Source organism: Actinomadura sp. ATCC 39365 (genome assembly GCF_054392275.1).
The window spans coordinates 5,502,695-5,525,494 of record NZ_CP184335.1; the positions used below are offsets into that span (position 1 = coordinate 5,502,695).

The 22,800-nt window shown below is 74.3% G+C and carries 24 protein-coding genes and 1 pseudogene; 10 read left to right on the forward strand and 15 right to left on the reverse strand.

Annotated features, from left to right (window positions below; genetic code table 11):
• Positions 1–73 precede the first annotated feature (73 nt).
• Together ACNF49_RS26910 and ACNF49_RS26915 are read right to left on the reverse strand one after the other, a co-directional pair.
• Positions 74–895 (reverse strand): SDR family NAD(P)-dependent oxidoreductase, encoded by an 822-nt coding sequence (locus ACNF49_RS26910; RefSeq protein ID WP_482945415.1) that lies wholly within the window; start codon positions 893–895, stop codon positions 74–76.
• Between the two features lie 85 nt (positions 896–980).
• Positions 981–1,457 carry an NUDIX hydrolase gene (locus ACNF49_RS26915; RefSeq protein WP_482945416.1) on the reverse strand — a complete coding sequence of 159 codons (477 nt, stop codon included), beginning with the start codon at positions 1,455–1,457 and terminating at the stop codon, positions 981–983.
• Positions 1,458–1,654: 197 nt separating this feature from the next.
• Here ACNF49_RS26915 and ACNF49_RS26920 point away from each other — a divergent pair, with 197 nt between their 5' ends.
• Positions 1,655–2,560, forward strand: coding sequence for a glycoside hydrolase family protein (locus ACNF49_RS26920; protein WP_482945417.1), 906 nt, complete (start codon positions 1,655–1,657; stop codon positions 2,558–2,560).
• Between the two features lie 40 nt (positions 2,561–2,600).
• Here the strand turns inward: ACNF49_RS26920 and ACNF49_RS26925 are convergent, their stop codons facing one another.
• Both ACNF49_RS26925 and ACNF49_RS26930 read right to left on the reverse strand, forming a co-directional pair.
• Entirely contained in the window at positions 2,601–3,551 is a 951-nt protein-coding gene (locus tag ACNF49_RS26925; protein WP_482945418.1) for a sulfotransferase family protein, read from the reverse strand.
• 80 nt (positions 3,552–3,631) lie between these two features.
• Positions 3,632–5,086, reverse strand: coding sequence for an MFS transporter (locus ACNF49_RS26930; RefSeq protein WP_482945419.1), 1,455 nt, complete (start codon positions 5,084–5,086; stop codon positions 3,632–3,634).
• Positions 5,087–5,184: 98 nt separating this feature from the next.
• Between ACNF49_RS26930 and ACNF49_RS26935 the strand changes: the two genes are divergently transcribed.
• Positions 5,185–5,604: a MarR family winged helix-turn-helix transcriptional regulator gene (locus ACNF49_RS26935; RefSeq protein ID WP_482945420.1), complete on the forward strand. Its 420-nt coding sequence runs from the start codon at positions 5,185–5,187 to the stop codon at positions 5,602–5,604.
• 220 nt (positions 5,605–5,824) lie between these two features.
• Here the strand turns inward: ACNF49_RS26935 and ACNF49_RS26940 are convergent, their stop codons facing one another.
• Positions 5,825–6,001, reverse strand: coding sequence for a hypothetical protein (locus tag ACNF49_RS26940; protein WP_357981063.1), 177 nt, complete (start codon positions 5,999–6,001; stop codon positions 5,825–5,827).
• Between the two features lie 114 nt (positions 6,002–6,115).
• Here ACNF49_RS26940 and ACNF49_RS26945 point away from each other — a divergent pair, with 114 nt between their 5' ends.
• Both ACNF49_RS26945 and ACNF49_RS26950 read left to right on the forward strand, forming a co-directional pair.
• Positions 6,116–6,568, forward strand: a complete 453-nt coding sequence (locus tag ACNF49_RS26945; protein ID WP_387682213.1) for a MarR family winged helix-turn-helix transcriptional regulator — start codon at positions 6,116–6,118, stop codon at positions 6,566–6,568.
• 107 nt (positions 6,569–6,675) lie between these two features.
• Entirely contained in the window at positions 6,676–7,677 is a 1,002-nt protein-coding gene (locus tag ACNF49_RS26950) for a serine hydrolase domain-containing protein (protein WP_482945421.1), read from the forward strand.
• 19 nt (positions 7,678–7,696) lie between these two features.
• Here ACNF49_RS26950 and ACNF49_RS26955 read toward each other — a convergent pair whose 3' ends face one another.
• The 3 genes from ACNF49_RS26955 to ACNF49_RS26965 all read right to left on the reverse strand — a co-directional run bounded on the left by ACNF49_RS26955 (position 7,697) and on the right by ACNF49_RS26965 (position 9,289).
• Positions 7,697–8,533, reverse strand: a complete 837-nt coding sequence (locus ACNF49_RS26955) for an SMP-30/gluconolactonase/LRE family protein (protein ID WP_482945422.1) — start codon at positions 8,531–8,533, stop codon at positions 7,697–7,699.
• 79 nt (positions 8,534–8,612) lie between these two features.
• Positions 8,613–9,077, reverse strand: coding sequence for a Clp protease N-terminal domain-containing protein (locus tag ACNF49_RS26960; RefSeq protein ID WP_482945423.1), 465 nt, complete (start codon positions 9,075–9,077; stop codon positions 8,613–8,615).
• Positions 9,074–9,289: a hypothetical protein gene (locus ACNF49_RS26965; protein ID WP_357981053.1), complete on the reverse strand. Its 216-nt coding sequence runs from the start codon at positions 9,287–9,289 to the stop codon at positions 9,074–9,076. The genes ACNF49_RS26960 and ACNF49_RS26965 overlap by 4 nt, the downstream gene beginning before the upstream one ends.
• Before the next feature lie 101 nt (positions 9,290–9,390).
• Between ACNF49_RS26965 and ACNF49_RS26970 the strand changes: the two genes are divergently transcribed.
• Positions 9,391–10,488, forward strand: a complete 1,098-nt coding sequence (locus ACNF49_RS26970; protein ID WP_482945424.1) for an enolase C-terminal domain-like protein — start codon at positions 9,391–9,393, stop codon at positions 10,486–10,488.
• 18 nt (positions 10,489–10,506) lie between these two features.
• Complete coding sequence (locus tag ACNF49_RS26975; protein ID WP_482945425.1) at positions 10,507–12,303, forward strand: glycoside hydrolase family 15 protein; 1,797 nt, start codon at positions 10,507–10,509, stop codon at positions 12,301–12,303.
• On the opposite strand, the gene ACNF49_RS26980 is transcribed toward ACNF49_RS26975, so the two are convergent.
• Positions 12,269–12,745 (reverse strand): hypothetical protein, encoded by a 477-nt coding sequence (locus ACNF49_RS26980; RefSeq protein ID WP_357981043.1) that lies wholly within the window; start codon positions 12,743–12,745, stop codon positions 12,269–12,271. The two genes, ACNF49_RS26975 and ACNF49_RS26980, sit on opposite strands and share 35 nt — an antisense overlap.
• A 171-nt stretch (positions 12,746–12,916) precedes the next feature.
• On the reverse strand, positions 12,917–13,246 hold the full coding sequence (locus tag ACNF49_RS26985; protein ID WP_357981041.1) for a cupin domain-containing protein: 330 nt from the start codon (positions 13,244–13,246) through the stop codon (positions 12,917–12,919).
• 112 nt (positions 13,247–13,358) lie between these two features.
• Here ACNF49_RS26985 and ACNF49_RS26990 point away from each other — a divergent pair, with 112 nt between their 5' ends.
• Both ACNF49_RS26990 and ACNF49_RS26995 read left to right on the forward strand, forming a co-directional pair.
• Positions 13,359–14,543, forward strand: a complete 1,185-nt coding sequence (locus tag ACNF49_RS26990; RefSeq protein ID WP_357981038.1) for an FUSC family protein — start codon at positions 13,359–13,361, stop codon at positions 14,541–14,543.
• Positions 14,544–14,602: 59 nt separating this feature from the next.
• Entirely contained in the window at positions 14,603–15,184 is a 582-nt protein-coding gene (locus tag ACNF49_RS26995) for a GNAT family N-acetyltransferase (RefSeq protein WP_482945426.1), read from the forward strand.
• Between the two features lie 135 nt (positions 15,185–15,319).
• Here the strand turns inward: ACNF49_RS26995 and ACNF49_RS27000 are convergent.
• A pseudogene (locus tag ACNF49_RS27000) lies at positions 15,320–15,787 on the reverse strand (TetR/AcrR family transcriptional regulator); the annotation flags it as partial.
• An 85-nt stretch (positions 15,788–15,872) separates the two neighbouring features.
• Between ACNF49_RS27000 and ACNF49_RS27005 the strand changes: the two are divergent.
• Both ACNF49_RS27005 and ACNF49_RS27010 read left to right on the forward strand, forming a co-directional pair.
• The gene (locus tag ACNF49_RS27005; RefSeq protein WP_482945427.1) at positions 15,873–16,898 is read left to right on the forward strand and encodes a glycoside hydrolase family 113 protein; all 1,026 of its coding nucleotides are present in this window, start codon (positions 15,873–15,875) and stop codon (positions 16,896–16,898) included.
• 1 nt (position 16,899) lies between these two features.
• Complete coding sequence (locus ACNF49_RS27010) at positions 16,900–17,802, forward strand: aldo/keto reductase (RefSeq protein WP_482945428.1); 903 nt, start codon at positions 16,900–16,902, stop codon at positions 17,800–17,802.
• Positions 17,803–17,812: 10 nt separating this feature from the next.
• Here the strand turns inward: ACNF49_RS27010 and ACNF49_RS27015 are convergent, their stop codons facing one another.
• From ACNF49_RS27015 to ACNF49_RS27030, 4 genes are read right to left on the reverse strand one after another with little or no spacing between them, the layout of a single operon-like run.
• On the reverse strand, positions 17,813–18,454 hold the full coding sequence (locus ACNF49_RS27015; RefSeq protein WP_357981025.1) for a response regulator transcription factor: 642 nt from the start codon (positions 18,452–18,454) through the stop codon (positions 17,813–17,815).
• Positions 18,442–19,632 carry a sensor histidine kinase gene (locus ACNF49_RS27020; RefSeq protein WP_482945429.1) on the reverse strand — a complete coding sequence of 397 codons (1,191 nt, stop codon included), beginning with the start codon at positions 19,630–19,632 and terminating at the stop codon, positions 18,442–18,444. The genes ACNF49_RS27015 and ACNF49_RS27020 overlap by 13 nt, the downstream gene beginning before the upstream one ends.
• A gap of 40 nt (positions 19,633–19,672) precedes the next feature.
• Complete coding sequence (locus ACNF49_RS27025; protein ID WP_482945430.1) at positions 19,673–22,072, reverse strand: FtsX-like permease family protein; 2,400 nt, start codon at positions 22,070–22,072, stop codon at positions 19,673–19,675.
• The gene (locus ACNF49_RS27030) at positions 22,069–22,794 is read right to left on the reverse strand and encodes an ABC transporter ATP-binding protein (RefSeq protein ID WP_357981016.1); all 726 of its coding nucleotides are present in this window, start codon (positions 22,792–22,794) and stop codon (positions 22,069–22,071) included. The genes ACNF49_RS27025 and ACNF49_RS27030 overlap by 4 nt, the downstream gene beginning before the upstream one ends.
• Positions 22,795–22,800 lie beyond the last annotated feature (6 nt).

The window sequence follows — 22,800 nt, forward strand, 5'->3', positions numbered from 1 at the left end:
GCGCCGCCGCTCCCGCCGGGGACCGCGGGACCGGTCAGTCGGGCTCAGCGAACGCCTGACCGCGTCCCACGGGTCAGGCGGGTTCGACCAGGGCCTGGCTGCGGTCCCACAGGCGGCGGGCCAGGACGGGGTCGTCCGCCATGCGGTGGACGGCCGAGGGGCGGCGCTTCTCGAAGTGGCCGCCGGGAGCCCAGTCGGCGCCCGGCCGCGAGGTGGCCAGCCAGACCAGGGTGTCGGCGCCCTGCTCGGGCGTGAGCAGGAACCGCTTCAGCGGCGTGTGGTAGAGCAGCCGTGCCGCGCTGTCGCCGCCGCCGGAGAAGTTGGTGGCCACCACGCCGGGATGGAAGGAGGCCGCGGCCAGGCCGTCCGCGCCGTGGCGGCGCTGGAGCTCGCGGGTGAACAGGATGTTGGCCAGCTTGGAGTTGGCGTACGCCCGGCTGCCCGAGTAGCGGCGCACCGCGTCGAGGTCGTCGAGGTCGAGCCGGGCACGGGTGTTGAGCAGGCTGGAGGTCGTGACGACCGTGCCGCCGCAGGCCAGCAGCCGGGGCAGCAGCAGCGTGGTCAGCAGGAACGGCGCCAGATGGTTGACCTGGAAGGTCGCCTCGTGGCCGTCGGGCGTGGTGGTGCGCGAGCCCATGATGGCCCCGGCGTTGTTGGCCAGCACGTCGATGGCCGGGTGGCGGTCGAGCAGGGTGGCGGCCAGGTCGCGTACCTCCGACAGGCGCGCGAAGTCGGCCACGTGGTGGTCGGCCGCCAGCTCCTCGGCCAGCGCCGCGGTCTTGCCGGCCGACCGGCCGACGAGGACGACCTCGTCGCCCCGCTGCCGCAGGGCGCGTGCCGCGGCGCGGCCGATGCCGTCGCTGGCGCCGGTCAGGACGATGGTCTTTCCCGCCATGGGCCCGATCCTTCCGCATCCAGCCACCACCATAGATCGCGGGGCGGCGTACCCGCCACGCCGGGGGCGGCCCGTGGTCGCGCAGTCAGGGGCCGGTGGTGAGGAAGCGGGCGGCCGGGTCGTCGCCGAGGGCGGCGTCGAGGCGGGCGCGCATGTCGGGGCTCAGGTCCGGCAGCTCACGCAGGGGGAACCAGCGGGCCTCGCTGTTCTCGCCGTCGGCCGGGTAGGGGTCGCCGGACCGCCAGTGGCAGCGGAACACCAGGTCGAGATAGCGGGCCCGGTCGCCGTTGGGGTAGGTGACCTCACGCGTCACGTGCACGAGGGCCAGCCGTTCCGCGACGGCGCGTACGCCGGTCTCCTCGGCCACCTCGCGCAACGCGGCGTCGGCGGGCTGCTCGCCCGGGTCGATGATGCCGGTCACGGGCGTCCAGGCGCCGGTGTCGCTCCGGCGGACCAGCAGCACCTGGTCCTCGCGCAGCACGACCGCGGTCACCCCGGACAACCACAGCGGCTCGGTGCCGATCTTCTCGCGCAGCGCGAGGACGAACTCAGGGGTTGGCATCCGCCCAGCATATGCACCGGACGCCGGCCGTCGGAGGGCCGCTGTGCGCCGGGGACCGCGGGACGCGCCCGCGTTTCCGGCGTGCCGGGCATGCGGCGGACGGCCATAACCCCATAAAGTCTATAGGTAATAAGGATAATCCCAAGGAGAGGTAAGCAGCCATGTCCGGTTCCACGTCCTGGCCTAGCCTCGGTTCCATGTCGATCGACGAGAACGCCCTGCTCCCCGATCCCGGCCGCGCCGTCGTGGCGGTCGAGCCGCCGGTCCCGGCGCACGGCCATTGGGCCGGGGCGCCGAGCGTCGTCGCCGCGGACGGGCTGATCTATCTCGCCTACCGCCTGCGCCGCCCGGTCGGCGAGGGCCGCGGGTACGCGGTCGTGGTCGCCCGCTCGTCCGACGGCGAGCGTTTCGAGCCGCTGACCACGATCACCCGCGAGGAGATGGACGCCGAGTCGCTGGAGCGGCCCGCCCTGGTCCGCACCCCGCAGGGACGCTGGCGGCTGTACCTGAGCTGCGCCACGCCCGGCACCAAGCACTGGCGGGTGGAGGTCGTCGAGGCCGCCGACCCCGCCGCGTTCGACCCGCGCACCCGTACCACTGTGCTGCCCGGCGACCCCAAGACCGGGGTCAAGGACACCGTGATCGTCCGGCGCGGCGACGTGTGGCACCTGTGGGCCTCCTGCCACCCGCTGACCGACCCCGACGAGGCCGACCGGATGGTGACCGACTACGCCACCAGCGCCGACGGCCTGGACTGGACCTGGCACGGCACCGCCCTGACCGGCCGCCCCGGCCTGTGGGACGCCCGCGGCGTCCGGATCAGCGCCGTGCGCTTCGACGGTGACCGGGTCGTGGCCTTCTACGACGGCCGCGGCAGCGCGGAGGAGAACTACGAGGAGCGCACCGGCGTGGCCGTGGGCGCCGACCCCGACGCGCTGACCGCCCTGGGCGACCGGCCCGCCGCGATGTCGCCGCACCACGGCGGCGGCCTGCGCTACCTCACCTTCGTCGACCTGCCGGACGGCGGCCTGCGGCTCTACTACGAGTACACGCGCGCCGACGGCGCCCACGACCTGCGCACGGAACTCCGCCCGGCCCCCTGACCCGCCCGCTGACCGGGGCGCTGCCGGATCGCCGTCCCGGTCAGGGGGCGCGGCCGTTCCTGGCCTGGCGCTGGCCGGGCGGCCGGCTGCCGACCAGCCCGCCCGAACGTTCCCGCGGCCGCAGCCAGTCGCTGAAGTCCTCGCCGGTGACCTGCTGGAGCAGCTCGACGTCCGCCGCGAAGTAGGGGATCAGCCGCTGCCGCTGCTCCCACTCCAGCGGCCGGCGGGCCCGGCCGCGCCGCTGGAGCAGCTGCTCCAGCGGCCCGGACAGGGATGCGGGAAGGGTGCGGCGCAGGGTGGACAGCAACGCGTGCCGCGCGCCGGGGTCCGGGTGCGCGGTCACGTTCTCCCTCGGGACGCCGGTGAGCAGGCCCTGCCGCACGCCGAGGAAGCCGCAGATGCGGTCCAGGGTCTCGGCCGGGCGGTCCACGATGTCCCGGTAGCGGAAGATCAGCACCTGGTCGCGGGGGAACAGGGTGAACAGGTGGGCCAGCTGCCCGCCGTACCGGCCGAGACCGGTGTAGTGCCAGAAGTGCGCCCATCCGGCCGCGACGCGCTCCGGCTCGGCCTCGCAGGCGCGGACGAGGTCGCCGATCGGCTCCAGGCCGGCCGACCACAGGTGGGTCCAGTTGGAGTGGGCGCGCTCGACCGGGTCACGCAGGCTCACGATGATCCGGACGTGCGGGATCGCCTCCCGGATGCGGCGCTGGGCGTCCAGGTCGTACAGGTAGAAGGGGGTGGACTCGCCGGCGAGGGTGCCGGGGGGAGCGGCGGCGAACAGCGCCTCGTAGTCCGTGCGCCGCCAGACGTGTTCCCGGTAGGTCTCGGCGTCGCCCGGTCCGCCTCGTCCGGGCGGTGGCCCGTCGGTGAGGAAGAACTTCGGCTCCTTGATGGGCGACAGGAACAGGTCGGGGTGCGGGTGCAGCGCGGTGTGCAGCGCCGTCGTCCCCGCTTTGGGCACTCCCGCGATCAGGAAATCAGGCAAGGGCACCGTCGTCCTCCCAGTGACGAGAATCGATATTGCCTGATTTTCCTACCAAAAGTGTAGGAAGCCAAGAGGCTTCCGCGACGTCACCGGCGGGCGGGCGAGACGGACGCGGCGGCCTCGTCCCCGGCCGTCCGGCCGCCGGGACGGCCGGGCAGCGCCATGGTGACGGCCGCCGCGGCCAGCGCCGCCCCGCAGCCCACCAGCATCCCGGTAAGGAAGCCGGCCTCCGACGGCAGCGTGTGCGCGCCCAGCCGGATCGTCAGCTGCGACAGGATCACGCCGACGACCGCCGCCGAGACCGTCGTCCCGATCGAGCGCATCAGCGTGTTGAAGCTGTTGGCCGCGGCCGTCTCCGACCGGGGCACCGCGCCCATGATGAGGGCGGGCATCGCCCCGTAGGCCAGGCCGACGCCGAGGCTGCACACGCAGGTGACGACCAGCATGCCCCAGGCCGAGCCCAGCAGGCCCGTCGAGGAGCCGTAGCCGAGCGCCATGACCAGGCTCCCGGCGATCAGGGTGACCTTCGGGCCGCGGGCGGCCGACAGCCGGGCGCCGAGCGGCGAGACCACCATCATCATCAGGCCCGAGGGGGCCATCCACAGGCCGGCGGCCAGCATCGACTGGCCCAGCCCGTAGCCGGTGGCCGCGGGCAGCTGGAGGACCTGCATGACGATCAGCGCCTGGGCGTACATCGAGAAGCCGACCATGATGGAGGCCAGGTTGGTCAGCAGCACCTGCCGCCGGGCGGTCACCCGCAGGTCCACCAGCGGCTCCGCGGCCCGCAGCTCCCACAAGGCCCATGCCGGCAGGACCAGCGCGGCCGCGCCGAGCAGCCCGAGCGTGGCGCCGCTCGCCCAGCCCCAGTCGGCGCCCTTGGAGACCCCCAGCAGCAGGCACACCAGCCCCGCGCCGAGGCCGAGCGCGCCCGGCACGTCCAGCCGCCCGGCCGCGCCCTCGCGGGGCAGCGGGGGAGTGGGCGGCACCAGCACCCGGATCAGCACCGCGATCAGCACGCTCAGCACGGCCGAGCCCCAGAACAGCACCCGCCAGCTCGCGTACTCGGCGACCGCGGCCGAGACCGGCAGGCCGAGGGCCCCGCCGATGCCCATGGACGAGCTCATCAGCGCGATCGAGGGGCCGAGCCGGTCGGGCGGCAGCAGGTCGCGCAGGGCGCTGATGCCCAGCGGGATCAGGCCCATGCCCATGCCCTGTAACCCGCGCCCGACGATCATGGGCGCGAGCGACCCGGCCAGCGAGCAGATCACCGACCCCGCGATCAGCGGCACGGTGCAGACGAGCATCATGCGGCGCTTGCCGTACAGGTCGCCGAGGCGTCCGGTGACCGGCGTGGCGACCGCGCCGGCCAGCAGGGTGGCGGTGATCACCCAGGAGGCGTCGGAGGCGGTGCTGCGCAGCAGTCGCGGCAGCTCGCCGATCAGCGGCACGACCAGGGTCTGCATGAGCGAGGCGACGATGCCGGCCACCGCCATCACGCTGACGATGCCGCCGGGGCGGGCGGTGGATGTGGAGCCCCCCACGTTGTTCTCCCGTCGTCGAAGGATGTGCACGCTACACATCATGTGTTACGTACACAATTCATGTAAGGTGCACATATCTCGCGAAAGGGTGGATTGGGATGGAAAAGCCCACACATCTCATCGAGTTCGAGACGATGCTGCTCGGCCGGCACCGGCACTACGACCGCAGTGCCCACCTCCTGCTGCGGCGGCTGCACGGCTCGGGCCCGATGTCCATCGGGCAGCTCAGCGACGCCTTCGGCCTGGACGTCTCCACCCTCAACCGGCACACCTCGGCACTGCTGCGCGCCGGCCTGGTCGAACGCATCCCCGACCCCGAGGGCGGCATCGCCCGCAAGTTCCGCCTCACCCCGGAGGGCGAGCGCAACCTCGCCGAGGAGCGCGAGAGGAACGTGCGCGGCCTGGAGAAGGTGATGGCCGACTGGTCGCCGGAGGACGTCGCCGCCTTCGCCGCCTACCTCAGGCGCTTCAACACCGACATCGAACGCCTGGCCGGCCGCCCCTGGCCGCGTACCTGAGCCGGGCCGAGCAGCCCTGGACGCGCGCGAGGGCCCCCGCCGGGACGGGCGGGGGCCCTCAACGCGTGCGTACCGGTGTGCGTGTCGCCTCTCGGCGAGGTGCACAACGCGGCTCCAGCCGAACGGTAGTCCGCGAAGGCGATAGGTGAGGCCCGGGGACACTGGGCACACCGGCCACGAGGGATGTAACGGCAGCCGCCTCCGGGATGTTCCCGGCAGATCAGGCGAAGTGCATGACGATGGCCAGGCCGACGATGTGCGTGACCACCACCACGACCAGCAGCGTGACGAACACGAACTTGGCCGGGCCGTGCTCGAAGTGCTTGCCCTCCTTCAGCGGAGGCAGCTTGGCCTGGCGCTCGGCGATGCGCTCCTCCAGCGGCTTGCGGTGAAACATGAGGTGTCCCTCTTTCGGCGGCCCGGCCACGGGTACGATTTGTGTGGCATCGATTTGCAGGCTATTAGTTTGTACACAAAGTAAGTTACCAGACGGCATCGGAGGCGTACACGCATGGAGCCTGTGACAGAGGCGACAGACCTGCTGGCGCTCGACCGGCAGGTGTGCTTCGCCCTCAGCATCGCCTCGCGCAGCGTGATCGGCCTCTACCGGCCGCTCCTGCAACCCTTCGGGCTGACCCACCCCCAATATCTGGTGATGCTGGCCCTCTGGCAGCACGAGCCGCTGTCGGTCAAGGAGCTGGGCGAGCTCCTCCAGCTCGACCCCGGCACGTTGTCCCCGCTGCTGAAGCGGCTGGAGGCGCTGGGCTACGTCCACCGAGAGCGCAACAGCAAGGACGAGCGGGCCCTGGCCGTCACCCTGACGCCGGCCGGCCGGCAGCTCAGGGCCGAGGCGGAGAAGATCCCGCCGGCCATCGTCGCCCGGCTCGGCATGGACCTCGACGAGCTCCAGGACCTGCACGCCGCGCTGATGCGGCTGATCGCCTCGGCCCGCCGCGACGCCTGATCCCGCTCGGCACCGGCCGCCGATAAGCAACTGTGGTTGACTATGTCGCAAATAGTCAACTACGGTTGCTTGCGTTCGCGAGTCCCCTTCGTGTCGCTGGAGGCAGCATGTCCATGGTTCAGGCCGGTCGTCCGAGGTTGCGGCAGACGCTCGACCGGCTGGTGGCCGACGACCGCGGGCCCGGCATCGTGGCCGAGGTCCGGGACGGCGACGACCCGCCGTGGTTCGGCGCCGCGGGCGTGGCCGACCTGGAGACCGGCCGCCCCCGCGGACCCGGGGAGCACTTCCGCATCGGCAGCTTCACCAAGGCGTTCGTCGGGACCGTCGTGCTGGGCCTGGCGGCCGACGGCGCCCTGGCCCTGGACGCCCCGGTGACCACCTGGCTGCCCGGCGTCGTCGAGGAGTACTTCCCCGGCGCCGACGCCGCCCGCATCACCCCGCGGCTGCTGCTCAACCACACCAGCGGCCTGCCGGACGCGATCCCCGGCCAGGAGACCCCGCCCGCCGGGGAGCCGGGGAGGCGGTTCGTCTACTCCAAGGTCAACTACAACCTCGCCGGGATGATCGTCGAGGCGGTGTCCGGCTCGACGCTCGCCGAGCAGATCGACCGCCGCGTCGCGGGCCCGCTGGGGCTGACCGGGACGTACCTGCCCGCGGCCGGCGAAGGGCCGCGTGACCCGCACGCCCGCCACTACTCCGGCCAGGACGAGACCGGCCAGGACACCGGCCGCCACGACGTGACCGACGCCGACCTGTCATGGGCCTGGGCCGCCGGCGGCATGGTCTCGACCACGGCCGATCTCCACCGTTTCCTGGCCGCCCTGCTGGGCGGGCGCCTGCTCCCGCCCGCGCAGCAGGAGGAGATGTTCACCACCGTGTCCACCGAAGGCGCCGGCTGGGTGCCCGGCGCCCGGTACGGGCTCGGCGTCTACTCCCAGCGTTTCCCGTCCGGGGTCACACTCTGGGGCGGGGGCGGCTACATCCAGGGGTCGATGACGTACGCGATGGGCGACCGGCAGGGCAGCCACACCCTGGTCGCCAACGTGAACGGCGACTGGGGCGACTTCCTGGCGACCTGCGCCGACCTGTTCCGGGCCGACTTCGGCTGACGGCGCCGGCCCCACCGGCTCAGCCGAGCCCGGGGACGGCCACCGCGGCCGTCCTGACCTCGCCCGTCCGGCCGGCGAACATCTCCGCCATCCGCTCGACGCCCGGGAACACCGCGACCGTCATGAACAACGTCCGGCCGTCCGGGCCGCCGAGCGCGGCGGCGAAACAGGCCCGGTCGAGCTCGATCCGGTCGGTCACCTCGCCGCCCTCGCGCACCCGTACGCAGGCGGCGCCCTGTTCGTCGTCCACCTGGGTCCAGATCGCGCCCTCGGCGTCCATGCAGATGCCGTCGCCGCCGATGGGCGCCCACACCCGCCGGCCGGACAGCCCGCCGTCCGCGCCGATGTCGAACGCCGTCAGCCGCCGTGTCCAGGACTCGGCGACGACCAGCGTGGAGCCGTCCGGGGTCACCGCCATCCCGTTGGGGAAGTGCAGGTCCTCGGCGACCACCCGGGCCTCGCCGCCGGGGCCGACCAGGGCGATCACGCCGGGCGCGAAGTCGGCCCGGCCGAAGTCGAAGCCGACGCAGTTCACGTAGACCCGGCCGCGGCCGTCCACGACGACCTCGTTCGGCCCGGCGGGCAGCTTGCCCAGGTCGGCGTGGACGGACGTCGTCCCGTCCGGCTCCACGCGCAGCAGCTCGCGCTCGCCGGTCACCAGCAGGCGGCCGTCGGGCAGCCAGCCGAGGCAGAACCCGGCGGGTTTCGGGCCGCGGGCGACCACCTCGCACCCGCCGTCCGGGGTGACGGCGACGATCTCCTGCGCCCCCCAGTGGGAGAACCACAGCCTGCCCTCGTGCCAGCGCGGCGACTCGCCCACGCACAGTCCGGTCACCAATGTCTTCGTCTCGGTCATGTCGTCATGCCTCCTTCTGCCCTCTACACGAAGGGCGGAGACCCACATCGACACCGCCGGGAAGAGAACCGCGCCGGATCTACAGGGCGGCGCGGGCGCGCTCGGCCAGCGCGGCGCGGTCGACCCCGGCCAGGGCCAGCGCCCGCGGGACCGTGCCCACCTCGGCCTGGAGGACGCCGAGCAGCACGTGGACCGGCCGCAGGTCCTTCTTGCGATGGGTGGCGGCCAGCCGCTCGATCGCCAGCTTGACCGACGCCCCGAGCTGCGGGCGCCGCTCGGGGTCGGGCGTCGAACGCAGGTCGAAGGCGGCCGCCGACACCCCGGCCGCGGCGAGGCTGTGCTCGAACTCCCGCCGCAACGCCGCCCGCACCCCCGCCTGGTCGAGCCCGGCCTCGGCCAGGACCGCCCGCGCCGCGGTGTCCTCCGGCGCCGCCATGGCCAGCAGCACGTGGTGGGCCTCGATCGTGGGGGAGCTCTCCGCGCGCGCCTCGGCCTGGCCCCGGAGCAGCACGTCGTGCAGGTAGAGGTCGAACGCGCCGCTCATGCCCGCCTCCTCAGCTCGACCCCGGCCGCGATGAGCCGCCTGGCGTGCTTCTTGTGGACCGCCTGGCGGGTGACGCCGAGCGCCTCGGCCACCTGCGGCCAGCTCCAGCCCGCCCGCATCGCCTGCTCCACGGCGGCGTCCTCCAGCTGGTCGGCCAGGCGGCGCAGCGCGACCACGGACGCGAGCGCGTCCGCGGGCTCCTTGACTGACATTCCAGCCACCCTAGGCGTCCGCCCCGGAACAGGCAATTCAGGTTGCTTAAACGGGGGCCGATGCGTCATACCGGGAGCCACCGGGTAGGGCCAGGGATGTCATGAGCACGATCGAGAACGCCGGGGCCGCCGCCTACCGCATTCCCACCGACCAGCCGGAAGGCGACGGCACGCTGGCCTGGCGGTCCACCACCATGGTCGTGGTCACCCTGACCGCCGCGGGCGTCACCGGCACCGGCTGGACCTACGCCCCGGCCGCCGCCGCCTCGGTCGTCACCGAGCTGCTGGCCGGCGTCCTGACCGGCGCGGACGCCGCCGACATCCCCGCCGCGCACGCCGCGATGGTCCGGCAGGTGCGCAACGCGGGCCGTCCCGGCGTCGCCGGCTACGCCGTCTCGGCCGCCGACGTGGCGCTGTGGGACCTCAAGGCGCGCCTGCTCGGCCTGCCGCTGACCCGTCTGTTCGGCGCCGCCCGGCCCGAGGTCCCCCTGTACGGCTCGGGCGGCTTCACCACCTACGACGACGAGGCCACCACGGCCCAGCTCGCCCGCTGGGTCCACGAGCAGGGCATCGGCCGCGTCAAGATCAAGATCGGCGAGTCGTCCGGCACCCGCCCCGACCGTGACCTGCACCGCGTGGCCCTGGCCCGCCGCGTCATCGGCGACCGGGCCGAGCTGTACGTCGACGCCAACGGCGGCTACACCGCCAAACAGGCCGTCCGCCTGGCCGCACGCCTGCGCGAGCACGACGTGACCTGGTTCGAGGAGCCCGTCTCCTCCGACGACCTGCCGGGCCTGCGACTCGTACGCGAGCGGGCCGCGCCCGACGTCACCGCCGGCGAGTACGGCTGCGACCCCGCCTACTTCACCCGCATGTGCCAGGCCCAGGCCGTCGACTGCCTCCAGGTCGACGCCACCCGCTGCGGCGGCTACACCGGCTGGTTCGCCGCCGCCGCGATCGCCGCGGGCCACAACCTGCAGGTGTCCGCCCACTGCGCGCCCAACCTGCACCTCCCGGCCGCGGCGAGCACCGCCAACCTGCGCCACGTCGAATGGTTCCACGACCACCAGCGCATCGAGGCCGAGCTGTTCGACGGCGCCGCCGACCCCTCCGGCGGCCTGGCCCGCCCCCGCCCCGACGCCCCCGGCCACGGGCTGGAGCTGCGCGCCGCCGCCGCCGAACCCCACCGCGTGTCCTGACGGAAGGAGCGGGCGCCGATGCGGATCGAGGACTACGCCCTGATCGGTGACATGCACACCGCCGCGCTCGTCGGCCGCGACGGCTCGATCGACTGGCTGTGCCTGCCCCGCTTCGACTCGCCCGCCTGCTTCGCCGCGCTGCTCGACGGCCCGTCCGCCGGACGCTGGCTGCTGGCCCCCGCCGGCGGCGGCCGGGCCACCTCCCGCGGCTACCGCCAGGGCACCCTCATCCTGGAGACCACCTGGGACGGCCCCGGCGGCAGCGTCCGGGTGGTGGACTTCATGCCGCCCCGGGGCGAGGCCCCCGACGTCGTGCGGATCGTCGAAGGGGTGCGCGGCCGGGTCGAGATGACCATGGAACTGGTGCTGCGCTTCGACTACGGCCGCGACGTCCCCTGGCTGCGCTACGAGCCCGGCGTGCTGGCCGCGGTCGCCGGCGGCGACGCCACCTGGCTGCGCACCCCCGTCGAGCTGTTCCCGGACGCCGACCGGCACCGCACCACCGCCTCGTTCACGGTGGGGGAGGGGCAGCGGGTGCCGTTCGCGCTGACCTGGCAGCAGTCGTGGCTGCCGCGCCCAGAACCGGTCGACCCGCCCGAGGCCCTGGCCGACACCGAACGGCTGTGGCGCGAGTGGGCCCGCCGGTGCGGCTACCAGGGGGACTACGACGAAGCCGTCCGCACGAGCCTGCTCACCCTCAAGGCCCTCACCTACGCCCCCACCGGCGGGCTCGTCGCCGCCGCCACCACCTCGCTGCCCGAGCGGCTGGGCGGCGCGCGCAACTGGGACTACCGCTACTGCTGGCTGCGCGACGCCAGCTTCACCCTCCAGGCCATGATGACCGCGGGCTACGAGGCCGAGGCGCGCGCCTGGCGCGAATGGCTGCTGCGGGCCGTCGCCGGGCACCCCGCCGACCTGCAGATCATGTACACCGTCGAGGGGAGCCGGCGCATCCCCGAGTGGACCGCCGACTGGTTGTCGGGCTACGAGGCGTCCGAGCCGGTGCGCGTCGGCAACGCCGCCTCCGGCCAGCTCCAGCTCGACGTCTACGGCGAGACCCTCGACTGCCTGCACCTGGCCCGCCGGTCCGGCCTGGCCATCGACGACGAGGCATGGGACCTTCAGAACGCCCTGATGAACTACCTCGAAGGCATCTGGGACCAGCCCGACAACGGGCTGTGGGAGACCAGGGGGCCGCGCCGCCAGTTCGTGCACTCCAAGGTGCTGGCCTGGGTCGCGGCCGACCGCATGATCCAGGCCGTCGAGGCGTTCGGCCGCGACGGCCCCGTCGACCGCTGGCGCGCCCTGCGCGAACGCGTCCACCAGGACGTCTGCGCCCACGGCTACGACGCCGAACGCAACACCTTCACCCAGTACTACGGCTCGACCGGCCTGGACGCGGCCCTGCTGCTCATCCCGCGCCTCGGCTTCCTGCCGCCCGGCGACCCGCGCGTCGTCGGCACCGTGGACGCGGTCGCCCGCGACCTCGTCCACGACGGTCTGGTCCTGCGCTACCGGTCCGAGGCCGAGAACATCGACGGCCTGCCCGGCGGCGAGGGCACCTTCCTGGCCTGCTCCTTCTGGCTGGCCGACGCCCTGGCCGCGACCGGCCGCCGGCGCCGGGCCACCGAGCTGTTCGAACGGCTGCTCGGCCTGCGCAACGACGTCGGCCTGCTGTCGGAGGAGTACGACACCGTGCACCACCGGCAGGTCGGCAACTTCCCGCAGGCCTACAGCCACGTCTCGGTGATCAACAGCGCGACCGTCCTGTCGGGCAGGTTCAGGCCTGGGCGCCCTCGGCATCAAGACGGGTGAAGGTGGCTCCGCGCAGCACGGCGCGAGCGCCGAGCACGTGCCCGTCGCACATCCTGGTCACCGTCCCGGCCTGGTCGGTCACCTTCCACCGGACCAGCTCCGCGCAGGGCCGGCCGGCCCGGTCCTGCGGCCAGGTGCGGTGGCAGACCCGGCACTCGGTGATGTTCGCCCGGTAGGACAGGGTGTTGCCGTGCTCGGGGCAGACGCCCCACGGCATGCCGCAGACCTGCTCGCGCTGCGCCCGCAGCCTGGCCAGGTCGCCGGCCGCCCGTTGCAGGTCCTCGCCGCCCCGGTCCAGCCAGTCGGCGGCGTGCCGCGCGGCGCGGAGCTGGTCGCCCTCGGGGGATCCGGCGGGCTCGGTGTCGCACAGCGAGCGGACCTCGGCGGCGAGGTCCTGGGCACGGCGCGCGAGGTCGCGCAGCTGGGCGGGGGTGACAGTCATGAGGGCTCTCATCTCGTCAGGGCCGGGCGGCAACGGTGTGCGACGGTCACGCGGCGGGAACGGCCGGCCGGCCGCTCCCGCCCTCCAGTCTCGTCAGCCCGGCGCGCTCGTGGCGCGGTCGCGGCCCACGAGTTCGCGCCCCCGCTCCTGGCGCAGGTCGGCCGCGGTGCGTCAGGACGTGGGGACGCCGCTGTAGGCGGGCCCGAAGAACACCAGCGTCACCAGGTCCTCGGTGACATCGTGGAAGCGGTGCTCCTCGCGGGCCGGGACGAACAGGGTGGTGCCGGGGCCGACCTCGATGGTGACGCCGCCCGAGGTGAAGGAGGCGCGCCCGCTGGTCACGACGTAGATCTCGTCCTCGGCGTGCGGCGACTGGCCGTCGACGGCGCCGGCCGGGATGGAGTACGTGCCGAAGCTGAGCGCGGGCACGCTCAGGTGCTCGGCGAAGTTGGCGGAACCGTCGGGGGCGGGCTCGAACCGGCCGCTGTCGATGATCTCCATGGCCCGTGATCCTCTCACGCCGCCACGGGCCGGGCCTTCGGCGGGGAGATGCTTGCGGCTTGCCCTAAATGTGAGTAAATGTCACGTCATGTGGCGTGGCTGGAGTGGCCGGTTGACCGCGGCCGTCAAGCGTGAGCTGTCGTACGTGCGCGGGCAGGCCGCCGGGCTGGCCAAGCCGGGGTCGTACCAGCGGCTGCAGGCGCTGCAGATCGCCAAGGCGACGCTGGCGGCGGTGCTGGCCTGGCTGACGGCCAGCCGGCTGCTGGCGCTCGGCGCCACCTGGATCGCCCCCGCCACCGCGGTGATCATGGTCCACGCCACCGTGTACCGCACGCTCACCAACGGCCTGCGCCGGGTCGCCGCGGTCGGCGCCGGGGTCATCCTGGCCGGCAGCATCGGGCACCTGCTCGGCCTGGGCGTGCTCAGCCTGGTGCTGGTCGTGCCGCCCGCGCTGGTCGCCGCCCGCTGGCACCGCATGGGCAACCACGGCTCCGACGTCGCCACCACCGCCGTGCTGCTGCTCTCCTTCGCCGCCGGCTCCCAGGAGCGTTACCTGCTGGCTTACGTGCTGGCCACGGCCATCGGCGCGCTGAGCGGGGCGGTGGTCAACAGCGTGCTGTGGCCGCCGCTGTACCGCGACCGGCCCGACGCGGCCGTCCGCCGCCTGGCCCGCGAGACGGCCGCGCTGCTGACCTCCGTCGCCGAGGGCTTACGGGACGAGTGGAACCTCTCGGCGCTGCCCGACTGGGAACGCCAGGCCGTCCGGCTGGACGAGCACCTGGCCGACGCGGCCGCCGCCGTGGCCGACGGCGCCGAGAGCCGCCGCTACAACCTGCGGCAGAGCCTCCACCCGGTCACGGCCGCGCAGGACCACGAGCAGGTCCTGCGCCGGCTGACCACGCTGGCCGCGCACGTGCACACGATCGTGCACGCCCTGGCCCACCTGGAACACCACGACGGGCCCTCGACCGACGTCAGCCCCGACTACGCCCGCGACTACGCCGACCTCCTGGACCTGCTGGGCGACGCCCTGACCGCCACCGTACGGCGCGACCCCGACCACGGAAGGGCCCGCACCCTGCTCGGCCGGGCGGAGGCGCAGGCGAGCCGCATCCACGACCAGATGACGACGGAGATCCAGAAGGGCGAGGTCGCCCACCCGGCCGGCTGGGCCCTGAGCGGCAGCCTGCTCACCGACGCCGAACGCATCCTGACGGTCCTGACCGACATCCTGGCGGCCACGCCCGGCGGCCAGGACGACGACAACCGCCCCTCCTCGCCGGCCACCCGGCCCTGACCCGTCCGGCCGGCTCTTCTGTTTGCCTGAGGAGCCGGCGCGCGGCACACTCGGGAGCCATGCTCATCAGGTCGTTCCCCGAGCCGGACGTGCCCACGGACCTGCTGGCCCAGGTGCGCGACCTGCAACGCGAAGCCTGGCCCGGCCACGGCTTCCCCGCGCCCGACGGCGGCGGCCCCGCGCACGACCCCGCCCTCGCCCCCCGCTCCATGCTCCTCCTCGACGAGGGCACGGTCGTGGCCGCCCTGGACATCCTGTCCAAGACCCTCACCCACGCCGGCCACCGGTTCCGCGCCGCGGGCCTGAGCACCGTGGTGACCAGGAAGGCGGCCCGCGGCCGGGGGCACGGCCGCCACCTGGTGGGCGCCGCGCGCGCGGCCATCGCCGACGCGGGCTTCGACGTCGCCCTGTTCACCTGCGACCGGCCGCTCCAGGGCTTCTACGAGAGCGCCGGCTGGTCGGCGATCCCCGGCGCGGTGCTGGTCGGCGGCACCCCGCAGGCGCCCTTCCCCAGCGACCGGCCCGGGTTCGACAAGGTCACGATGGGCGACTTCCCCTCGGCTCACGGCCGGGCGCACCGGCTGTCGTTCCACCACGCGCGCGTCGAGCTCCACCCTGGGGAGATCGACCGGCTCTGGTGAGCCCTCCTCAGGCGTCCTGACCCCGCCGGACCAGCGGCAGGAAGACCTCGTCCACGATCTCCACCAGGACGTCGTCCGGCGCGCTGGGCGCCCCCGGACCACGAACTCGTTGCGCAGCAGCACGATGGCCACCGTGGCGACCCTCGGGCGCAGCGACTCGGGGGCGGCCTCGCCGCGGGCCACCGCCCGTTCGAGCACGGCCAGCCAGGGGGCGGCCACCGCGTCGTCCGACTGCTCCTGGAGCTGGTCCAGGAGCTCGGCTGCGCCGCCGGCGGCGGCCATCAGGTCGCGCAGGATCGCGCCGAGCGGCGAGCTCCAGTAGCGGTTGGCCCGGCGCAGCAGCTCCAGGGCGTCGCCGCGCAGCTCGCCGGTGTCGGGCGGCGAGACCGTCGTGGCCAGCCGCTTGTAGGCGGCGACGCCGAGGGCCGGGCGGCCCGGCCAGCGGCGGTAGATGGCGTTCTTGTTGGTGCCGGCGCGGGCGGCGACCTTGTCCATGGTCAGCCCGGCGTACCCGGACGCGGTGAGCTCGTCGGCCGCCGCGCTCAGGATCGCCTCCTCCAGTGCGGCCCCGCGCCGCCGTGTCCGCCCGCCTGCCTCGGCCATCGCCACCCTCCTCGGTCTGAGGGTACCGACCGTACCTCACATAGGTTAAGGTACGGGCAGTACCGTAAGGATGAAGGGAACACCCATGCGAGCCAAGGGCATCAGCTACGACACCGGTTTCGTCGTCAACGGGACGATCGGCCACCCGGGGTTCGACCCCGACGTGGTGGCGCGCGAGATGCGCGTCATCCGGGACGACCTGCACTGCACGGCCGTCCGCGTCATGGGCGGCGACCCCGACCGCCTGGAGGTCGCCGCCGGTCTCGCCGCCGACCTCGGGCTGGAGGTCTGGTTCTCGCCCTATCCGCTGGAGCTCACCGAGGAGGAGATGCTGGCGCTGTTCGCCGACTGCGCCGAGCGCGCCGAACGGCTCAGGCGGCGCGGCGCCGAGGTGGTCTTCGTCACCGGCGCCGAGCTGTGCCTGATGAGCAAGGGCTTCCTGCCCGGGGACGACATCGACGAGCGGGTCGCCCTGCTGAGCCGTCCGGAACGGGTGCGCGAGCTGGTCGGCGGCGTCCGCGCGCGGGTCAACGACTTCCTCGGGCGGGCGGTGGCCGTCGTGCGCGAGCGGTTCGGCGGCCGGGTGACCTACGCCTCCGTGCCGCTCGAGGGCGTCGACTGGACGCCGTTCGACCTGGTCTCCGTGGACCTCTACCGGTCGGCCGAGATCGCGGGCGTGTTCGAGCAGGGCGTGCGCGCCCTCGTCGCGGAGGGCAGGCCGGTCGCGATCACCGAGTTCGGCTCGGCGACCTACCGCGGCGCGGGCGACCGGGGCGCGCTCGGCCTGGAGATCGTCGAGTACGCCCCGGGCACCCGCGAGCCCGTCCGGCTGACCGGCGAGCACGTCCGCGACGAGGAGGGCCAGGCCGCGTACGTGCGCGAGCTGCTGGAGATCTTCGACTCGGCCGGCGTGGACGGCGCCTTCGTGTTCACCTTCGCGCTGCGCGACCACCCGTACCGCCCCGACGGCGACCCCCGCGACGACCTGGACCTGGCCAGCTACGGCATCGTCAAGGTCCACGAGGACCGCTCCGGCACCGCCTACCCCGGCCTGCCCTGGGACCCCAAGGCCGCCTTCGCCGCCGTCGCCGGCCACTACGCGAAGCACTGACATGACCCTCCCCACCACCACTCTCGGCCGCACCGGCCTGCGCGTGAGCCGCCTCGGCTACGGAGCCATGGAGCTGCGCGGCCCGCGCGCCTGGGGCCCGCCGGTGTCCGACGACGCGGCCCGCGCCGTGCTGAACGAGGCCCTCGACGCCGGGGTGAACCTCATCGACACCGCACCCGACTACGGCGACGCCGAGGAGCACATCGGCCGCTGGATCGCACACCGCCGCGACGAGTTCGTCCTGGCCGGCAAGTGCGGCTGCCCCCTCGCCGACGGCGACCCCGCGCACGACTACACGAGGGCGAACGTGCGCGCGGGCGTCGAGCGGAGCCTGCGCCGGATGCGCACCGGCCATCTCGACGTCCTGATGGTGCACCTCAGCCCGAGCGTCTCGGTGATGGAGGCCGAGGACACCATCGCCGGGATGCGGGCCCTGCGGGACGAGGGCCTGATCCGCTTCACCGGCATGTCGGGGGAGCTGCCGCACCTGCCGGAGCACATCGCGACGGGCGCGTTCGACGTGTTCCTGCTGCCCTACTCGGCGCTCGACCGCTCCCACGAACGGCTCGTCGGGGCCGCCGCGGCGAGCGGGGCGGGCACGGTCGCCCGCGGGGCGGTGGCACGCTCCCTCGTGCCGCCGCCCGAGGCCGTGCCCGAGCCGGTGCGCCGGCCGCTGGCCGAGCGCCACGCCCGGCTCGCCGCCGCCCGCCTGGAGGAGCTGGCGGACGGCGCGCCGGTGACCGAACTGCTGCTCCGGTTCATCCTGGGCCATCCGGAGCTGCACTCGGTGATCGTCGGCTCGGCCCGGCCGGAACACCTGCGGGCCAACGTCGCCGCCGCCCGCAAGGGCCCCCTGCCGCCGGACGTGGAGGCGGCCGTCCGCGCCCGCCTGGGCCCGGCGTAGGGGACGCGGGTCACTGGTCGTCGAGGAAGGTGAGCACGGCCATCACCCGGCGGTGGCCGCCGTCCGAGACGGCCAGGCCGAGCTTGGCGAAGATGCTGCCGATGTGCTTGTGCACCGCGTTGTCGGTGATCGTCAGCCGCTCGCCGATCTCGGTGTTGCTCAGGCCCTGGGCCATCCAGGACAACACCTCCCGCTCCCGGCCGGTGAGGCTGTCCAGGCCGTGGCCCCGCCCGACCATGAGCTGGGCGATGACCTCGGGGTCCATGACCGTGCCGCCCGCGGCGACCCGGCGGACGTCCTCGACGAACTGGCTCACCCGGCTGACCCGGTCCTTCAGCAGGTAACCGACGCCGCCGGAGCCGTGCGCCAGCAGCTCGCGGGCGTAGATGCGCTCGACGTACTGGGACAGGACCAGGATGGGCAGGGCGGGGTCGGCGCGCCGGAGGGCGACGGCGGCCCTGATGCCCTCGTCGCGGAACGACGGCGGCAGCCGCACGTCGGCGATCACCAGGTCGGGCCGGTGCTCGGTGACGGCGTCCAGCAGGCCGCCGGCGTCCGGCACGACCGCGGCCACCTCGATGTCCTTGCTGGTCAGGAGCAGTTCCAGCCCCGTGGACAGCAGAACGTTGTCCTCGGCGATCACGACGCGCACGGCAGCTCCACGACGAGACGGGTGGGCCCTCCGGGAGGGCTGTCGATGGACAAGGTACCGTCGAGCGCGGCGGCCCTCCTGCGGATGCCGGTGACGCCGGTGCCGCGGCTCTCGTCCACGCCGCCCTTGCCGTCGTCGCAGACCTCGATGCGCAGCACGCCTCCGGACGCCAGCCGTACGGTGACGTGGCCGGCGCCGCTGTGCTTGGTGGCGTTCGTGACCGCCTCGGCCACGATGAAGTAGGCCGCCGTCTCGACCGCGGCGGGCACGGCGCCGAGGCCGCTCACGTCCGTCTCGACGGGCAGGCCGGCCTTCGCCGTCACGGCGGCCACCGCGCCGGCCAGCCCCCGGTCGGCCAGGACGGGCGGGTACATCGTCCGGATCACCTGCCGCAACTCGGTCATCGCCTCCTCGGTGCCCTCGTGCGCGTCCTTCAGCAGCCGGCCGACGGGCCCGCCGTCGTCGTCGAGCGCCTCGCGGGCCATGGCCAGCCGCATCGCGATGGCGACCAGCCGCGCCTGGGTGCCGTCGTGCAGGTCGCGCTCGATGCGGCGCAGCTCGGCGGCGTGCGCGTCGAGGACGTTCGACCTGCTCTCGGTCAGCTCGCCGACCCGCTCGGCCAGCCGGTCGGCCTCCGAGGGGGCGAGCGCGGCCAGGCAGGCGCGGGCGTGCAGCCGGGCCAGCCTCGGCAGCGCCCACCAGGCCAGCGGCGCGGCCAGGACGATCTGCGCCACGCCCATGCCGATCGCCTGCTCCCACCCGGTGACCGGGATGGCCACCAGCAGCCGCAGCGGGTCGTCCGCCGGGAACAGCCACCACAGCGGGGCCTCCAGCACGGGGTTCACCAGCAGCCCGGCCACCCCGAGCGCGGCCAGCGCGGCGGGCAGGCCCACGACGACGTGCAGCGCCGTCCAGCGCAGGTCACGCCTGGCCCGCGTGCCCATGAGGAGCTGCCGCCACTGGTCGCGCACCCCGGCCCGGGCGGGCGGTGCCGGGCGCGCCGGCACGTCGACCTCCAGCACCGCGCCGGCCTGGACGCGCTGCCACTCGGTCCACCGGTGGAGCACCGCCATCATCCGCGGCACCAGCACGAGCCCCACCCCGGCCACGGGGACGAGCACGACGCCCGCGACGAGCAGCGCCAGCCAGACCATCGCCGCCAGGGCCGACGCGAACACGATCAGGTGATACCGAACGAACCGCCACAGAGCTTTCACGTCAAGTCATGATCTTCCGGGCGGGTAGCTCCATGGCGAGGGACACAATCGTCATCACCGCCAGGATAGAGGCGGGCACCAGCCACAACGGCCCGGCCGGCAGCGGGCGGGCCAGGAAGCCCACGCTCAGCAGCACCAGCGGCACCGCCGACAACACCAGCCCCGACACCGACGCCCCGGCGCCCACGAGCAGCGCCTCCCACCGCACCACGCGCCTGAGCTGACGCCGGGTCAGGCCGATCGCGCGCAGCCCGGCGAACTCCTCCCGGCGCGCGGTCGTCGTCGCCACCAGCCGGTTGGCGACCGCCACCAGCACGTAGCCCAGCAGCACGGCGAGCACGGCCACGTTCACCAGCGTCTGGGCCGAGGCCATGGCGGCCTGCGGTCCGGCGGCATGGTTGTCGAAGCGCAGCCCGGGGCGGCGCGCGAGGTCGCCGAAGTCGGCCGGACGGGCCAGCACCGCGCTGTCCAGGCCGGTCGTCGTGTGCGCGGCGGCCAGGTCGCGGGAGACCACGATCGGGCCGAACCCGAGGCCGCGCCGGTAGGTGGCGGCCACCCGCGCCCGCACCCGCGCGCCGTCACCCATGATCACGTCCATGCTCCGGCCGACCCGGCCCACGCCCTCTTCCACCGCGACGGCCGCGCCCTTGAGCCCGGACAGGCTGCCGTCGGCGAGGTCCAGGTCGACCAGGCCCTCGGCGTCCGGGCCGAGCGCCATGGCGGGCCTGGCCATCAGGGCGGGGCTGTCGCCGGTCAGCAGCGGCTCGGTCACCACGGTCGTCATCGACATGCCCGCCGCCTTCGTGCGCGACCGTACGTCGGCCAGCAGGTCGCGCGGGACGCCGCCGAGGTCCGGAGCGGTGATCGTGACGAGGCCGCGCAGGCCCGGGGCGACCTCGTCGGCGCGCGCCTTGGCCATCGTGGTCTGGGTGAGCACCACGCTGAGGCCGAGCGTGACGACCATGCCGAGGGCGGCCACGGCTCCGGCGGTCCGCAGCGCGTACCCGTGGGAGTTGTGCACCGCCAGCCACAGCGGGCCGGGCAGCCGCGTCATGAGCCGCGATCCGGCCACCGCCCTGGCCACCCCCTGCACCAGCCGCGGACCGGCCAGCGCCAGGCCGATCACCGCGACGATCGACGCGATGCCCGGACCGATCATGCCCGCCTCGCTCCGCACGAACAGCGGCGTCACCGACAGCGCCAGCGCGGCGAGCATGAGCAGCAGCCCCGCCCGGGTCCGCCCCGGCGACGGCGTGCGCGGCTCGGGCAGCCCGGAGACCACCGGCATGCGCGAGACCCGCAACGACCCCGCCCACGCGGCCACCCGCGTGACGCCGAGCAGCAGCAGCGCCGCGGCCACGGCCGGCAGCGGCCCGTACACCAGCGGCTGGTCCGCGCGCACCAGCCCGATCCCGGCCAGCAGCTCGCCGAAGCGGGCGGCCAGGAAGTAGCCGAGCGCGGCCCCGAACGGCACCGCCGGAAGCGCCGCCGCCGCGGCCTGGACGGCCACCAGCCTGCGCACCTGGCGCGGGGTCGCGCCGGCCGCGCGCAGCAGGGCGAGGTCGCGGCGCTGCCGGTTGACCGACAGCGCCAGGCCGCCGCCCACCACGAACCCGACCACCAGCAGGCTGATCCCGCCGATCGAGGAGGGCAGGACCAGCAGCAGCCCGCGACCGGCCGCCGCGCCCGGCGACTCCGCGTCGGCCCTGTCCAGGCCCGTGGCGTACGTGTAGCCGTCGCCCAGGCGGTCCTTCAGCCGGGCGGCCAGCGTCTCGGGGGAGACGCCGGGCTCCGCGCGGACCGCGACGAGGTCCACCGTCCGCGCCCGGCCCGCCGTCCGGGCGGCCAGGGCGGTGGCGACGGCGTCGGGGAAGTACACGCCCGGGGCGTCCACCACGGCGCTCACCCGGTAGGTGCCCGGCGTGCCGGCCGCCGTCAGCCGCAGCCGGTCGCCGACCCGTGCGCCGCTCACCGCGATCTCGTCGGCGGCGCGGGGCGCCCGCCCGGCGGTGATCCGGCCGCTCAGCGCGAGGGACGACCACCCGTGCCCGGCGGTGGCGGGGTCGGCGGTACGCCCGGCCGTCCCGGACCCGACGGCAGCGGGGAAGGCGACGTCACCGGCCACGGCCGCGACGCCGGGCACCCCGGACGCCGCGGCGACCAGCGAGCCGGGGATCCTGGCGCGTTCTGGCAGCGCGATGTCCGGCTCCTCCTTGATCGGGATCGTCTGCCGTGCCGAGACGACCACGTCCGCGCCCGACAGCCGCAGGGGCGGCTGCGCGCGGAAGGCCGAGTCCACCAGCACGCCGGTCCCGGTCACCAGCGCCATTCCGCCCAGCACCGCCGCGAACACCACGACCAGCCCGCCCGCCTTGGCGAGCGCCAGCGCGAGCCTGATCATGCGACCCGCTCCTCGCTCAGCCGTGCCAGTCGTACGGCCAGGTCCTCGGCGGTCGGGGCGGGCAGGACGTCGAGGACGCGCCCGTCGGCCATGACCACGGTGTCGTGCGCGCGGGCCGCGGCGGCCGGGTCGTGGGTGACCATGACGACGGTCTGGCCCAGGTCGTCGACCAGCTCGCGCAGCAGGTCCAGCACGTGGGCGGCGCTGCGCAGGTCGAGGGCCCCGGTGGGCTCGTCGGCGAACACCACGTCCGGGCGCGCGGACAGGGCCCGGATGATCGCCGCCCGCTGCTGCTGGCCGCCCGACAACTCCGTGGGCAGGTGCCGCATGCGGTCGCGCAGGCCCATCCGGTCGACCAGCTCGCCGAGCCAGGCCCGGTCCGGGCGCACCCCGGCCATCCGCAACGGCAAGGTGATGTTGTCCTCGACGGTCACGGTGGGCAGCAGGTTGTAGGACTGGAACACGTAGCCCAGGTGCTTCCTGCGCCACTCCGTGCGCCGGGTCTCCGACATGCGGGTGACCTCGACGCCGCAGATGGTGATCGCGCCGGAGGTCGGCGGCTCCAGGGCCGCGGCGGCCTGCAGGAGGGTGCTCTTCCCCGAGCCCGACGGCCCCATCACGGCCACGAACCGGCCGCGCGGGAAGGCCAGCGAGACGTCGTCGAGGGCGACCAGGTCCCCGTAGGTCTTGCTCACCCGCTCCAGCGTGACGACCGCCTCCATGACGGG

Coding starts and splice junctions, on each gene's coding strand:
- ACNF49_RS26910 (WP_482945415.1), bottom strand. CDS start 895: ATGGCGGGAAAGACCATCGTCCTGACCGGCGCCAGCGACGGCATCGGC.
- ACNF49_RS26915 (WP_482945416.1), bottom strand. CDS start 1,457: ATGCCAACCCCTGAGTTCGTCCTCGCGCTGCGCGAGAAGATCGGCACC.
- ACNF49_RS26920 (WP_482945417.1), top strand. CDS start 1,655: ATGTCGATCGACGAGAACGCCCTGCTCCCCGATCCCGGCCGCGCCGTC.
- ACNF49_RS26935 (WP_482945420.1), top strand. CDS start 5,185: ATGGAAAAGCCCACACATCTCATCGAGTTCGAGACGATGCTGCTCGGC.
- ACNF49_RS26940 (WP_357981063.1), bottom strand. CDS start 6,001: ATGTTTCACCGCAAGCCGCTGGAGGAGCGCATCGCCGAGCGCCAGGCC.
- ACNF49_RS26945 (WP_387682213.1), top strand. CDS start 6,116: ATGGAGCCTGTGACAGAGGCGACAGACCTGCTGGCGCTCGACCGGCAG.
- ACNF49_RS26950 (WP_482945421.1), top strand. CDS start 6,676: ATGTCCATGGTTCAGGCCGGTCGTCCGAGGTTGCGGCAGACGCTCGAC.
- ACNF49_RS26955 (WP_482945422.1), bottom strand. CDS start 8,533: ATGACCGAGACGAAGACATTGGTGACCGGACTGTGCGTGGGCGAGTCG.
- ACNF49_RS26960 (WP_482945423.1), bottom strand. CDS start 9,077: ATGAGCGGCGCGTTCGACCTCTACCTGCACGACGTGCTGCTCCGGGGC.
- ACNF49_RS26965 (WP_357981053.1), bottom strand. CDS start 9,289: ATGTCAGTCAAGGAGCCCGCGGACGCGCTCGCGTCCGTGGTCGCGCTG.
- ACNF49_RS26970 (WP_482945424.1), top strand. CDS start 9,391: ATGAGCACGATCGAGAACGCCGGGGCCGCCGCCTACCGCATTCCCACC.
- ACNF49_RS26975 (WP_482945425.1), top strand. CDS start 10,507: ATGCGGATCGAGGACTACGCCCTGATCGGTGACATGCACACCGCCGCG.
- ACNF49_RS26980 (WP_357981043.1), bottom strand. CDS start 12,745: ATGACTGTCACCCCCGCCCAGCTGCGCGACCTCGCGCGCCGTGCCCAG.
- ACNF49_RS26985 (WP_357981041.1), bottom strand. CDS start 13,246: ATGGAGATCATCGACAGCGGCCGGTTCGAGCCCGCCCCCGACGGTTCC.
- ACNF49_RS26995 (WP_482945426.1), top strand. CDS start 14,603: ATGCTCATCAGGTCGTTCCCCGAGCCGGACGTGCCCACGGACCTGCTG.
- ACNF49_RS27005 (WP_482945427.1), top strand. CDS start 15,873: ATGCGAGCCAAGGGCATCAGCTACGACACCGGTTTCGTCGTCAACGGG.
- ACNF49_RS27010 (WP_482945428.1), top strand. CDS start 16,900: ATGACCCTCCCCACCACCACTCTCGGCCGCACCGGCCTGCGCGTGAGC.
- ACNF49_RS27025 (WP_482945430.1), bottom strand. CDS start 22,072: ATGATCAGGCTCGCGCTGGCGCTCGCCAAGGCGGGCGGGCTGGTCGTG.
- ACNF49_RS27030 (WP_357981016.1), bottom strand. CDS start 22,794: ATGGAGGCGGTCGTCACGCTGGAGCGGGTGAGCAAGACCTACGGGGAC.